Raw genomic sequence first — 13,215 nt, 5'->3', positions numbered from 1 at the left:
GGCCTTGCGGCAAGCCCCCACCTGCGCTATACCTTGGGAGTGGAGAGGCGAGGGCCTCTCCTTTTTCGTGCCCTGAGTCTGCGAACCGCAGGTCAGGCGGGGCCCTCGGCGGTGCGCTCCTCGCGGGCCTTGCGCCGGCGCCGGCAGAACTCCAGCCCGAAGAGGCCGAGCCCGAATCCGGCCATGCAGGTCCACAGCCACCACAGGTGGCCGTCGTCGGAGAGACGCCCGTAGAACGGCAGCAGGGCCAGGAAACCGAGCAGCCAGAGCCCGGTGCCGACCTCGAGGGTGCGCACGCCGTCGACGTCGAGCGGATCGACGTCCGCGACGATGTAGGTGCGGTTGCCGATCTCGTGCGTCATCGGCTGGTCCTCGTGCTCCACAGGACGAAACCTAGTCCACCCCGTGACGTCGCCGTAACGGGGAGGAGTGCCAACAGGTCCCCGGATCTGCCACGATGCGGATCGTGAACTCACCTGCGCAGCCTCGGGCGACCTCCGGCATCGACTCGTTCTTCAAGATCTCCGCACGCGGCTCCACCATCGGACAGGAGCTCCGCGGTGGTCTCGTCACGTTCCTGACGATGGCCTACATCGTCGTGCTCAACCCGCTGATCCTCGGCTACGTGCCCGACTCCGAGGGCAACTTCCTCGGCGGAGGCACCGATCCCGGCTCGGGCATCCCGGCGATCGCCGCGGGGACGGCGCTGATCGCCGGTCTGCTGACCATCCTGATGGGATCGGTGGCGAACTTCCCGTTGGCGCTGGCCACCGGCCTTGGCCTCAACGTGTTCGTGGCGAACACGATCGCCCGGCAGTCGACGTGGTCCGACGCGATGGGGCTCGTCGTGCTCGAGGGCATCGTGATCCTGGTGCTCGTGCTGACCGGGTTCCGTACGGCGGTCTTCCACGCCGTGCCACGGCAGCTGAAGGTGGCCATCTCGGTCGGCATCGGGCTCTTCATCACGCTCGTCGGCCTGGTCGACGCGCGCTTCGTGACGCGCATCCCCGACGCGTTCACCACCACCGTGCCAGTCCAGCTGGGCGTCGACAGCCACCTGCTCGGCTGGCCGGTCCTGGTCTTCGTCGTCGGGCTGGCGCTGATGGTCGGGTTGTGGGTGCGCAAGGTCCGCGGCGCGATCCTGATCGGGATCCTCGCCAGCACCGTGCTCGCCGTGATCGTCGAGGCGATCGGTGACCTGGGCGCCGTGCAGTCCGACGGCAGCAACCCCAACGGGTGGGCGCTGAGCGTCCCGTCGCTCGACGGCTCCGTGTTCGACAAGCCCGACTTCGCCACCCTCGGCGAGTTCAACCTGTTCGGCGCCTTCGACTCCGTCGAGGGCGGCATCCTGGCCGCCGTACTCTTGGTCTTCACCCTGCTGCTCGCCGACTTCTTCGACACCATGGGCACGATGACCGCGATCGGCGCCGAGGCGGGCCTGAACGACGAGCAGGGCATCCCGCCCAACACCCAGCGGATCCTGATCGTCGACTCCGTGGCCGCGATCGCCGGTGGCGCGGGCGGCGTCTCGTCGAACACGTCCTACATCGAGTCGGCGTCGGGCGTGGGCGAGGGCGCCCGCACCGGACTGGCCTCGATCGTCACCGGCGTGCTGTTCCTGCTGGCGATGTTCCTCACGCCCCTGGTCGGAGCGATTCCCTCGGAAGCCGCTGTGCCGGCCCTGGTGCTGGTCGGTTTCATGATGATGCAGCAGGTCGGCGACATCGACTGGCGCGACCCTGAGATCGCGATCCCGGCGTTCCTGACCATCGTGCTCATGCCGTTCACCTACTCGATCAGCGTCGGCATCGGCGCCGGGTTCCTCGCGTTCGTGCTGCTCAAGGTCGTGATGGGCAAGCTGCGCGACGTCCACCCGTTGATGTGGATCGTGGCCGTCCTGTTCGTCGTCTACTTCGCCTACAGCCCGATCAGCTCCTGGATCAACTGACGAACTGGCGACGGGTCGACCAGAACTGGCGACGGGTCAACGGGGGACGGGGACGGGGACGGTGAGGGTGGTGACGGGGTTGTCGAACTCGTCGACCCGCAGGCTGACCTGGACCTGCCAGTCGCCGGGCTCCGGGAGCACGACGGGGGCCGTGTAGACACCAGTGCCCGAGCGTTCCAGGGGTACGGCGCCGAGGTCGACGTCGTCCGAGCGCATCGACACCACGGGTGCGGCGTACGGCGACACGGGCCGTCCGGCCGAGTCCTCGAGATGCACGTGCAGCGTGGTGCGGCCAGGGGACGGCGGCGTCAGCAGCACCAGCACGGTCAGGTCACCGATGTCGGCCGAGACGAACTCCGCAGCAGCAGCCGGTGCCGGCTCCGCGGGTCGGGGTTCGGGTGACTGGGAGACCAGGAACCCGGTCAGCCCGAGCACGACGACCAGCAGCGACGCCTCGACCGTGACCGAGCGGCCAACCAGGTCGAAGGCATGGCGCGGAGTGCCGTCGTCGGGGGTGGCCAGCGCGCGGGGGAGCAGCACCCAGCGGTTGGCGGCGGCCACCGCCATGACGAGCACCGCGATGCCGACCTTGACCATTAGAACCGTGCCGTAGCGGGTGCCGAACAGCGCGTCCCAGGAGCCGACGATGCGCCAGGCCATGAACGATCCCGCGACCACCAGCAGGGCCAGGGTGCCGGCCGCCACGGTCGAGAACCGGGCGAGCGTGCGGGCCGCGAGATCGCCGTGTCGGCGCAGGGCTCCCAGGGTGAGGGCGAGCCCGACGAGTCCGCCGAGCCAGACCGCTCCGGTCACCAGGTGCAGCATGTCGGTGGCCAGCACGAGCGGTTGTGGACCAGTGGTGCGGGCGTGCCCGACCAGGGCGGGAGCGACGACCGCGACGGTCGCTCCGGCGAGGGCGACCGCGTGCAGGCGTCGGGTCCAGCCCCGGGCACGCCCCGCCGCGGTGAGTACGACGACCGCGACGCCCAGGCCCGACGCCACCAGGAGGGCGATCGTCAGGTCGTCGCCCACCAGTGCGAGGTCCCACGCACCAGCCGATGCGAGGTCGCCGAGACCGAGGAGCTGCTGGTGCACGGCGGTCAACGGCACCACCGCGAGTGCGGCGAGCCCGGCGACTGCGGCACACACCCGGGTGACCACCGTGAGCCGCCCGCGCACCCGGCCCACGTTCGCCCCCGGAGGCAGCAGCAGGCAGGCGAAGGCGATGAGTCCCGCGGCCAGGAGCAACGCGACGTACAACGCGCCCTGCGCGACACCGAGCGTGCCCGAGACCGCGGTCGACGGGTCCCTGACCTGACCCGGCGCGGCCACGTGCTCGCTGGGCTTGCCGACGGAGAACGTGAGCGACCCCGCCACCGGGTGACCGTCGTCGGAGACGATGCGCCACGTGACGACGTAGGTGCCGTCGCCCAGCTCGTCGGGGAGATCGACGGTCACCTGACGGTCCCGGGCGGCGCTGTCGGAGTCGAGTGACCGACCGTCGGCGTCGAAGAGTGAGACCGCGTCGGACGGAAGGGTGACGCCCTCGTCGAAGGTGAGCGTGACCCGGTCGGGTGCCGAGACCAGCACTTCGCCCTCGGCCGGGTCGGAGCCGACGAGGGTGGCGTGTGCCGAGGCCGGTCCCGCCGATCCGAGCACGACCAGGAGCCCGGCGACGACGGCCAGCGCGATCCGCGCCAGACGCCGCGCCATCAGCGTCGGCGTACGAGGACCAGCGCCGCCCCTCCCACCAACAGTCCCAGGATGCCGACCCCGAAGGCGGCCATCTCCATCGAGCGGGATGCTGCCTCGGGGGAGTCCCCGGAGGCGTCGCTCGCAGTGCCCTCCTCGTGCGCGGCGCTCTCGGCGTGCCCGGTGCCCTCGGCGCCCGCCTCGTCCGAACCGCTGATCGTGACCGTCGGCGCGGGCGACTCGAGCTGCTCCGGGTCCTGGCCCTCGGCGGCCACTTCGGTCCAGGCGGTCTCGCCCTTCTCGCAGGTCTGGATCACCGGGAAGGCGAGGGTCTCGCCCTCGGTGTCGGGAAGGGTCAACGACAGCTCGAAGGTGTCGCGTACGCCGTCGGGCAGGGGAGTCCTTGCCTCGTAGGTGACCGTGCCCACCCGTTCGGTGACCGTGTTGCCGTGGGCGTCGGTGGCCGGCTCGTCGAGCGGGACGATCTGCGTGCGCACCTTCCACAACGGGTTGCGGGTGGGGGTCACCGAGAGGATCTGCTCCGGGATCCGGAAGGTCATCCGGGTGGTCGCGGACCCCTCGCAGCCGTGGCCCACACTCGCGGTGAGCACGGTCGAGGCCCCGGCGCCGGTCTCAGAGGCGGTGATCGTGACGTGGGCGTCGGCGGCGGTCGGCGTACCCAGCACGACCAGGGCGGTGACGCAGGGCAGGGCGAGCAGTCGAGCTGCCTTCATGGGGCATCTCCTCAGGTGGGGGTCACCCGTCGTGGACGGCGGTGAGCTTCGAGAACACGACGAGGTTTCCGGTGTGGTGTCCGACGTTGGGGTCGAAGTTGCTGCAGGTGATCAGCCGCAGCGTCGGAGTGCTCAGGTCCCCGCCGTAGACGAGCTTCGTCGGGAAGCGGTCCTTGTCGAAGGTGCGCAGGGCGTAGACCGTGAAGGTCGCGCGTGTGCCGTCCTCCCGGTCGACGGTGACCTTGTCCCCGGGACGCAGTCGGCCGAGGTCGAGGAAGACGGACGCGCCCTCCTCCGTGGACACGTGTCCCTCGATGATCGAAGGTCCCGGTTGCCCCGGTGTCGGCGACTTGTCGAACCACGCCGCCTTGTCGAGGTCGGGGCCGGGCTGCGGAACCTCCAGGGTCCCGTCGTCCGCGGTGCCGACGGTGATGACCTCGGAGTCGACCCCGATCTTCGGGACCGTGAGGGTGATCGGGGTCGAGGGCCCGAGCGGCGGGTCCTTCTCCTCGGCCGCCTTGCCCGGCGTCGAGGAACCGGGGGAGTCGTCAGGTGAGGCGCTCCCGGGGTCGCGGGTCGCGTCGAGGGAACCGGTGTCGTCAGGTGCCGGCGGCGGGTCGGGGTCCTGGCCCTTCAGGGCGAGGACGAGGACCAGGATGCCGACGGCGGCCACCGCGGCGAGCAGGAGCCCGCCGCGGCGACCGCCAGTGACCGACATGTCAGGACCTTCGACCTTCCGGTCAGGCGTCCTGCTCGACGCGGCGGCGGCGGGCCATCATGCCGACGGCTGCGACCGAGAGCAGGCCGCCACCCAGGGCGAACATGCCCAGGTTCTCCACGCCGGCGGTCGAGCCGCTACCGGTGTCCACGCCACCGCTGGGCGTCTTGTCCAGGGCGCCGCAGAGCGCAGGGGCGGTTGCGGCCAGCGGCAGCGACGGCACCAGCTTGCTCTTGGCGTTGGCGGCCTTCTTGCTCAGCGTGGCCGGGTCGAGCCCGTGGACCACGATCACGCCGGTGCCCGAGCTCAGCTGGTCGACGGTGTCCTGGCTGAGCGTGATGGTGCGGTTGTACTCGAGGCTGTCGCCTCCGGGTGCGATCTTGATGTTGGTGCCGGCCTTGGGGCTGGTGTCGCCCTTGACCGACAGCGTGGTGCCGATGTCGCCGTACGCCGGAGTGCCTTCGACCGTGTCGACGATGCCGTCGCCGTTCTTGTCGAGGGCGAGGCCCGACGGGCAGGTGCCCTGGGCTCCGATGTGGATGTGCTGGACGTGCGGGTAGTCGGCGTTCATGAACGTCTTGGGCAGCCCGCTCCAGCTGAGCTCGACCGTGGCCTGGTCGCCCTTCACGGTGATCATGGCCATGCCGGACCCAGAGGATCCGTTCAGCGGGTCGAGGCTCGTCTGGTAGGTGCCGTCGGCGCCGTCAGCGAACGCGGCAGTGGGTGACATCGCAATGGTCACGGCTGCTGCCGCAAGGGGAATGAGCAATCGGATCGGCTTCTTCATTGAAGACTCCTCCTCCATGGCTCGCCCTTTCTGAATCGTGCGGGCGAGCACAGTTGCGAGTGATTCGGACCACTCGTCCCATCGGATTGGTGGGATCTGCCAAGTTCCGGGACGGAGCCACACCAATCCGGGTGTGCCTCCGGGACGAACCACTGGTGAACCGTTCGCGATCCGGCACGACGACGGGAGTCTGGAATGAACCGCACGACACGATGGGCTGCGGTCGCTGCGGCCTCGGTGCTGCTGACCGGCTGCGGCTCGACGGCGGCCGACAACGAGTCGAAGCCCGCGCCGGACAAGAGCTCGACGGGCTCCCACACGATGCCCGACGGCTCGGTGATGTCCGACGACGAGATGCAGTCGGGCGGCGCCGAACCAGCGGGCGCCGAGCCGTCTCCCGCGGCCCGCATGGTGTGTGACGGTGACGTCGCCGACGACGTGCAGCGCATCTCCGGTCTCGGGAAGGCCCCGACGCGCCAGGCGTCGTGGTCCGAGCCGATGTACACCTGCACCTACAGCCTCCCCGAGGGTCCGTTGGTCCTCTCGGTCCACGACGCCACCGACGCGCAGTCCGGGCGCGACCACTACGAGACACTGCGGACGACGCTCGACGACGCCCAGGACATCGTCGGCATGACCAGCCTCGGCCTGCCCGCCTACGAGACCGGCGACGGCGTCGCCGTGTTCATCAAGGACGACAAGACGCTCGAGGTCGACGCCACGGCACTGCCCGACGGGCTCGGCCCGGACGGCGACATGACGCAGGCGGACCTGGCCTACGCCGTGGCCACCAGCGTGCTGGCGTGCTGGGAGAAGCACACCTGAGTCGCGTCCCTTGAATTTGCTTAGCATGGGTAATGACCTATGCTAAACACATGCCAACTGTTGAGAAAGCCGTCCGCACCAATGCGGGGCTGGCCTCGGAGTTGCGGCTCTCGGTCATGCGCCTGCGTCGACGTCTCACGTCCGAGCGTGCTCCCGACAACGAGCTGAGCATCCCGACGATGGCGGTGCTCGGCTGCCTGGCGCGCCACGGCGACTGCACCGTCGGCCAGCTGGCCCGTCGAGAGCGGGTCCAGCCGCCGTCGATGACCCGCACCGTCAACAGCCTGGTCGACGGCGGCTACGCCACCCGCCGCCCCCACGAGTCCGACGGCCGCCAGGTCGTCGTGGCACTCACCGAGAAGGGTCGAGAGACCCTCCTGGCCGACCGTGCACGTCGAGACGCGTGGCTGGCCCGGCGCCTCTCCGACCTGACCACCGAGGAGCGCGCGGTCCTGCGTGCCGCCGCCCCGATCCTGCAACGCATGGCAGAGGAGGACTGACCACGCTTTGATCCCGCACCCCTTCCCTCGTCAGCAAGCTGAGGCTCGGCCGTGAGTCCCACCTTCCGCTCCCTGCACAACCCGAACTACCGGCGCTATGCCGCCGGCAGCCTCGTCTCGAACGTCGGCACCTGGATGCAGCGAGTGGCCCAGGACTGGCTGATCCTGGTCCTCACGGCCAGCGGCACCGCCCTCGGCATCACCACCGGACTCCAGTTCCTGCCCGTCCTGCTCCTCTCGCCGTACGCCGGCGTGATCGCTGACCGCTTCGACAAGCGCCGCCTGCTGCAGGTGACCCAGGCCGCCATGGGTGTCGCCTCGTTCGCCCTCGGCCTGATCACCGTGCTCGGTGTGGTCGAGGTCTGGCACGTCTACACGATCGCCTTCGTCTTCGGCATCGCCTCCGCCTTCGACGCCCCCGCCCGCCAGTCGTTCGTCTCGGAGATGGTCGACGCCGACGACCTCACCAACGCGGTGGGGCTCAACTCGGCCACGTTCAACATGGCCCGCATCCTCGGCCCCGGCCTGGCCGGCCTGATGATCGGTGCCCTCGGCGGTGGCGCCTGGGCGACCGGCTGGGTGATCCTGATCAACGCCGTCTCCTACGCCGCCGTCATCTGGCAGCTCGAGCGCATGGACGCCGACCTCCTCCACACGCCGAAACGGGTCGAACGCGCCCCGGGGGCGCTCCGGGAGGGGGTCCGCTACGTCAGGGGGAAGCCCAAGATGGTGATGATCCTGATCCTGGTCTTCTTCGCCGGCACGTTCGGGATGAACTTCCAGATCACCTCCGCGCTGATGGCGACCGACGTCTACGGCAAGGGCGCCGGTGAGTTCGGCCTGCTCGGCTCGACGATGGCGATCGGTTCGCTGGCCGGTGCCCTGATGGCCGCCCGCCGGGTCCGGATCCGCATGCGGCTGCTGGTCGTGGCCGCGCTCGGGTTCGGCATCGCCGAGGTGGTGGCCGGCCTGATGCCGTCGTACGTCGCCTTCGCGCTGTTCAGTCCCGCGATCGGCTTCTGCACGCTCACCCTGCTCAACTCCGCCAACGCGGTGATGCAGCTCGAGTCCGACCCCCAGCTGCGTGGTCGGGTGATGGCGCTCTACATGACCATCGTGATGGGCGGTACGCCGCTCGGCTCACCCGTGATCGGGTGGATCGGGGAGTCCTTCGGAGCGCGCTGGACCCTGATCTTCGGTGGTCTGCTCACCATCGCCGGTGTCGGCGTGGCCGTGCTGGTGTTCTGGCGCATGAACAGGGGCTCTCGTTCCGTTTTGACCCCCGCTGGGGCACCGGGTAACGTGTTCCCTCGTGTCTGGGACAACCCGGCCGTTGCGCGTGCTCGAAAATAGTCGGCGCATCTGAAACGGCCGACACGCCCGAGCGCGGGGGTGGCCAGACGGGGTTGCCAAGCACCACCCGGACACCATGCCCAACCGGGCATTTGAGCAGTTTTCGTTCCCGACAAGTCGTCGGGTCCTGTGAGAGACAACGAAGGGGAACCACCAAGGTGCCCACCATTCAGCAGTTGGTCCGCAAGGGCCGCCAGGACAAGGTGTCGAAGAACAAGACGCCTGCCCTGAAGGGATCGCCGCAGCGCCGAGGCGTCTGCACCCGCGTCTACACCACCACCCCGAAGAAGCCGAACTCCGCCCTGCGCAAGGTCGCCCGTGTGCGCCTGTCCAGCGGCGTCGAGGTCACGGCGTACATCCCGGGCGTTGGCCACAACCTCCAGGAGCACTCGATCGTGCTCGTCCGCGGCGGTCGTGTGAAGGACCTCCCCGGTGTTCGCTACAAGATCATTCGCGGCTCGCTCGACACCCAGGGTGTCAAGAACCGCAAGCAGGCCCGTAGCCGCTACGGCGCGAAGAAGGAGAAGAGCTAATGCCTCGCAAGGGTCCCGCTCCCAAGCGCCCGATCGACGTCGACCCGGTCTACGGCTCGCCTGTCGTCTCCCAGCTCGTCAGCAAGGTGCTGATGGACGGCAAGAAGCAGGTCGCCCAGCGCATCGTCTACACCGCGCTCGAGGGTTGCCGCGAGAAGACCGGCACCGACCCCGTCGTCACGCTCAAGCGTGCACTCGACAACGTCAAGCCGGCCATCGAGGTCAAGTCCCGCCGTGTCGGTGGCGCGACCTACCAGGTTCCGGTCGAGGTCAAGGGCACCCGAGGCTCCACGCTCGCGCTGCGCTGGCTCGTCGGCTACGCGAAGGACCGTCGTGAGAAGACGATGGCCGAGCGCCTGATGAACGAGATCCTCGACGCCAGCAACGGCCTCGGTGCCGCTGTCAAGAAGCGCGAAGACACTCACAAGATGGCCGAGTCCAACAAGGCCTTCGCCCACTACCGCTGGTGACGCAGGCTCTCGAGCCTGTCATCGCGACCAACTCTTTTCGAGGGGACATCACTTAAGTGGCTGTCGACATCACCACGGACCTCAACACGGTCCGCAACATCGGCATCATGGCGCACATCGATGCCGGTAAGACCACCACCACCGAGCGCATCCTGTTCTACACGGGCATCACCTACAAGATCGGTGAAGTCCACGAGGGTGCGGCCACGATGGACTGGATGGAGCAGGAGCAGGAGCGTGGCATCACGATCACCTCTGCTGCGACCACCTGCTGGTGGAAGAAGCACCAGATCAACATCATCGACACCCCGGGTCACGTCGACTTCACCGCCGAGGTCGAGCGCTCGCTGCGCGTCCTCGACGGGGCCGTCGCGGTCTTCGACGGTGTTGCCGGTGTCGAGCCCCAGACCATGACGGTGTGGCGCCAGGCCAACAAGTACTCCGTCCCCCGCATGTGCTTCGTGAACAAGCTGGACCGCACCGGTGCCGACTTCTTCCGCTGCGTCGACATGATGGTCGAGCGGCTCAACTCCACCCCGCTGGTGCTCCAGATCCCGATCGGCGCCGAGGGCGACTTCCTCGGTGTCGTCGACCTGGTCGGCATGCGTGCCCTGACCTGGCGTGGCGAGACCACGATGGGTGAGGACTACACCGTCGAGGAGATCCCCGCCGAGCTGGCCGAGCAGGCCGCGGAATACCGCATCAAGCTGCTCGAGACGCTCTCCGAGGCCGACGACGAGATCATGGAGAAGTACCTCGAGGAGGGTGAGTTCACCGTCGAGGAGCTCGAGGCGGCCATCCGTCGCGCGACGCTCGCCGACAAGCTCAACCCGGTCCTCTGTGGCACCGCCTTCAAGAACAAGGGCGTCCAGCCCCTGCTCGACGCGGTCGTCAAGTTCCTTCCCTCGCCCCTCGACATCGAGGGCATCGTCGGGCACGCGCCCAACGACGAGGAGAAGGAGATCGTGCGTCAGCCTTCCGACGACGAGCCGTTCTCCGGTCTTGCCTACAAGATCGCGACCGACCCGCACCTCGGCAAGCTGATCTACGTCCGCGTCTACTCCGGCAAGCTCGAGGCCGGTTCGACGGTGCTCAACCCGGTCAACGGCCGCAAGGAGCGCATCGGCAAGGTCTACCAGATGCACGCCAACAAGCGCGAGGAGATCGCGTCGGTGGGTGCTGGCCAGATCGTCGCCGTCATGGGCCTCAAGGACACCAAGACCGGTCACACCCTGTGTGACCCCCAGAACCCGGTCGTCCTCGAGTCCATGTCGTTCCCGGCCCCGGTGATCGAGGTCGCCATCGAGCCGAAGACGAAGTCCGACCAGGAGAAGCTGGGCACCGCGATCCAGCGCCTCTCCGACGAGGACCCGACCTTCACGGTGAAGACCGACGAAGAGACCGGCCAGACGATCATCGCCGGCATGGGCGAGCTCCACCTGGAGATCCTCGTCGACCGCATGAAGCGCGAGTTCCGCGTCGAGGCGACCGTCGGCAAGCCGCAGGTGGCCTACCGCGAGACGCTCCGCAAGGACGTCACGAACCACAGCTACACCCACAAGAAGCAGACCGGTGGTTCGGGTCAGTTCGCCAAGGTCGTCATCTCGCTCGGCCCCAACATCGACCCGGAGACCGGCACTGGTGCCGGCTACGAGTTCGTGAACAACGTCTCGGGTGGCCGCGTGCCGCGCGAGTACATCCCGTCGGTCGACCAGGGTGGCCAGGCCGCCATGGAGTTCGGCGTGCTCGCCGGCTACCCGATGGTCGACGTGAAGTTCACGCTCGAGGACGGCGCCTACCACGACGTCGACTCGTCCGAGCTCGCGTTCAAGCTCGCCGGCAACCAGGCCTTCAAGGAGGCCGCCCGCATGGCGAAGCCGGTGCTGCTCGAGCCGATGTTCGCGGTCGAGGTGACCACCCCTGACAGCTTCCTCGGAACCGTCATCGGTGACATCAACTCGCGTCGCGGTCAGATCCAGGCACAGGAAGAGCGTCACGGCGACATGGTCGTCAACGCGCTCGTGCCGCTTTCCGAGATGTTCGGGTACGTTGGCGACCTGAGGTCCAAGACCTCAGGCCAGGCGTCGTACTCGATGGAGTTCGACTCGTACGCCGAGGTTCCCACGAACGTCGCCGACGAGATCATCAAGAAGGTTCGCGGCGAGTGACACTCGTCCGGATCCTCGGCACAGCAACACCCACATTTACGAGTCAAGAAACACACAACCCAGGAGGAGCCCACAGTGGCTAAGGCGAAGTTCGAGCGGACCAAGCCGCACGTCAACATCGGCACCATCGGTCACATCGACCACGGTAAGACGACGCTGACCGCGGCGATTACCAAGGTGCTGCACGACGCGTACCCGGAGCTGAACGCGGCTTCCGCATTCGACGAGATCGACAAGGCGCCCGAAGAGCGCCAGCGCGGCATCACGATCTCGATCGCGCACGTCGAGTACCAGACCGAGGCGCGCCACTACGCGCACGTTGACTGCCCGGGTCACGCGGACTACATCAAGAACATGATCACCGGTGCGGCCCAGATGGACGGCGCGATCCTCGTGGTCGCCGCCACCGACGGTCCGATGCCGCAGACGCGTGAGCACGTGCTGCTCGCCCGCCAGGTCGGCGTGCCGGCCCTGGTCGTGGCGCTCAACAAGTGCGACATGGTCGACGACGAGGAGCTCATCGAGCTCGTCGAGATGGAGGTGCGCGAGCTCCTCTCCGAGTACGAGTTCCCGGGCGACGACATCCCGGTCGTTCGCGTTGCCGCCTTCCCGGCGCTGCAGGGCGACGCCAAGTGGGGCGAGTCGATCCTCGAGCTGATGAAGGCTGTCGACGAGTCCATCCCGACTCCCGAGCGTGAGACCGACAAGCCGTTCCTCATGCCTGTCGAGGACGTCTTCACGATCACCGGTCGCGGCACCGTCATCACGGGCCGCATCGAGCGGGGCATCGTGAAGGTGAACGAGGAGGTCGAGATCATCGGCATCCGCGACACCGCTCAGAAGTCGGTCGTCACCGGCGTCGAGATGTTCCGCAAGCTGCTCGACGAGGGCCAGGCCGGTGAGAACGTCGGTCTGCTGCTTCGTGGCACCAAGCGCGAGGACATCGAGCGCGGCATGGTTGTCATCAAGCCGGGCACCACGACCCCGCACACCAACTTCGAGGCCTCGGTCTACATCCTCTCGAAGGAGGAGGGCGGCCGTCACACGCCGTTCTTCAACAACTACCGTCCGCAGTTCTACTTCCGTACGACGGACGTGACGGGCGTTGTGACCCTTCCCGAGGGCACCGAGATGGTCATGCCCGGTGACAACACCGAGATGGTCGTCGAGCTGATCCAGCCCATCGCCATGGACGAGGGTCTGCGCTTCGCCATCCGCGAGGGTGGCCGCACGGTTGGCGCCGGTCGCGTCACCAAGATCACCAAGTGATCTAGCCTCACCTGCTTCACCCGAAAGGCCCTGCACCGCTCGCGGTGCAGGGCCTTTCGCATCCCCAACCGTGGGTTCTTGATGCGCGAGCCGTGGGTTCTTGACGTCCGAGCCGTGAGTTCTTGGTGCAAGACCGCAAGAACCCACGGTTCGGGGCGCAACCATCCACGGTTCGCGACGCAAGAACACACGGTTCGTGCGGTCTGGTGGGATGGGGG

General features: G+C 68.0%; 13 protein-coding genes. 8 read left to right on the top strand and 5 right to left on the bottom strand.

The window, feature by feature from the left end:
* Positions 1 to 92 precede the first annotated feature (92 nt).
* Positions 93 to 362 carry a DUF2530 domain-containing protein gene (locus ASD66_RS03340; protein WP_056684921.1) on the bottom strand — a complete coding sequence of 90 codons (270 nt, stop codon included), beginning with the start codon at positions 360 to 362 and terminating at the stop codon, positions 93 to 95.
* A gap of 95 nt (positions 363 to 457) precedes the next feature.
* Between ASD66_RS03340 and ASD66_RS03335 the strand changes: the two genes are divergently transcribed.
* On the top strand, positions 458 to 1,948 hold the full coding sequence (locus ASD66_RS03335; protein ID WP_056890022.1) for an NCS2 family permease: 1,491 nt from the start codon (positions 458 to 460) through the stop codon (positions 1,946 to 1,948).
* 36 nt (positions 1,949 to 1,984) lie between these two features.
* On the opposite strand, the gene ASD66_RS03330 is transcribed toward ASD66_RS03335, so the two are convergent.
* The 4 genes from ASD66_RS03330 to ASD66_RS03315 are packed head-to-tail and all read right to left on the bottom strand — an operon-like array spanning position 1,985 to position 5,879.
* Positions 1,985 to 3,661, bottom strand: a complete 1,677-nt coding sequence (locus tag ASD66_RS03330; protein ID WP_056890021.1) for a copper resistance protein CopC — start codon at positions 3,659 to 3,661, stop codon at positions 1,985 to 1,987.
* Entirely contained in the window at positions 3,661 to 4,374 is a 714-nt protein-coding gene (locus ASD66_RS03325; RefSeq protein ID WP_056890020.1) for a YcnI family protein, read from the bottom strand. The genes ASD66_RS03330 and ASD66_RS03325 overlap by 1 nt, the downstream gene beginning before the upstream one ends.
* Positions 4,375 to 4,396: 22 nt before the next feature.
* Positions 4,397 to 5,092, bottom strand: coding sequence for a class F sortase (locus tag ASD66_RS03320; protein ID WP_056890019.1), 696 nt, complete (start codon positions 5,090 to 5,092; stop codon positions 4,397 to 4,399).
* Between the two features lie 22 nt (positions 5,093 to 5,114).
* Positions 5,115 to 5,879, bottom strand: a complete 765-nt coding sequence (locus ASD66_RS03315; RefSeq protein WP_056890018.1) for a hypothetical protein — start codon at positions 5,877 to 5,879, stop codon at positions 5,115 to 5,117.
* Between the two features lie 195 nt (positions 5,880 to 6,074).
* Here ASD66_RS03315 and ASD66_RS03310 point away from each other — a divergent pair, with 195 nt between their 5' ends.
* The 7 genes from ASD66_RS03310 (at position 6,075) to tuf (ending at position 12,997) form a co-directional block, all read left to right on the top strand.
* Positions 6,075 to 6,704, top strand: coding sequence for a hypothetical protein (locus ASD66_RS03310; RefSeq protein ID WP_056681814.1), 630 nt, complete (start codon positions 6,075 to 6,077; stop codon positions 6,702 to 6,704).
* A 50-nt stretch (positions 6,705 to 6,754) separates the two neighbouring features.
* Positions 6,755 to 7,204 carry a MarR family winged helix-turn-helix transcriptional regulator gene (locus ASD66_RS03305; protein WP_056681812.1) on the top strand — a complete coding sequence of 150 codons (450 nt, stop codon included), beginning with the start codon at positions 6,755 to 6,757 and terminating at the stop codon, positions 7,202 to 7,204.
* Positions 7,205 to 7,255: 51 nt separating this feature from the next.
* Positions 7,256 to 8,557, top strand: coding sequence for an MFS transporter (locus ASD66_RS03300; protein ID WP_056890017.1), 1,302 nt, complete (start codon positions 7,256 to 7,258; stop codon positions 8,555 to 8,557).
* A gap of 158 nt (positions 8,558 to 8,715) precedes the next feature.
* Positions 8,716 to 9,090 (top strand): 30S ribosomal protein S12, encoded by a 375-nt coding sequence (rpsL, locus tag ASD66_RS03295; protein ID WP_056681807.1) that lies wholly within the window; start codon positions 8,716 to 8,718, stop codon positions 9,088 to 9,090.
* Positions 9,090 to 9,560: a 30S ribosomal protein S7 gene (rpsG, locus tag ASD66_RS03290; RefSeq protein ID WP_056681804.1), complete on the top strand. Its 471-nt coding sequence runs from the start codon at positions 9,090 to 9,092 to the stop codon at positions 9,558 to 9,560. Before rpsL ends, rpsG begins: the two co-directional genes overlap by 1 nt.
* Before the next feature lie 56 nt (positions 9,561 to 9,616).
* Complete coding sequence (gene fusA / locus ASD66_RS03285) at positions 9,617 to 11,728, top strand: elongation factor G (RefSeq protein WP_056681802.1); 2,112 nt, start codon at positions 9,617 to 9,619, stop codon at positions 11,726 to 11,728.
* A 75-nt stretch (positions 11,729 to 11,803) separates the two neighbouring features.
* Positions 11,804 to 12,997: an elongation factor Tu gene (gene tuf / locus ASD66_RS03280; protein WP_056681799.1), complete on the top strand. Its 1,194-nt coding sequence runs from the start codon at positions 11,804 to 11,806 to the stop codon at positions 12,995 to 12,997.
* Positions 12,998 to 13,215: the final 218 nt, after the last annotated feature.

The sequence above is a fragment of the Nocardioides sp. Root151 genome, from assembly GCF_001427925.1.
Taxonomy (GTDB): Bacteria; Actinomycetota; Actinomycetes; order Propionibacteriales; family Nocardioidaceae; genus Nocardioides.
Note: the sequence above shows the minus strand (reverse complement) of the source record. Positions and strands in the feature narration are given on the sequence as shown.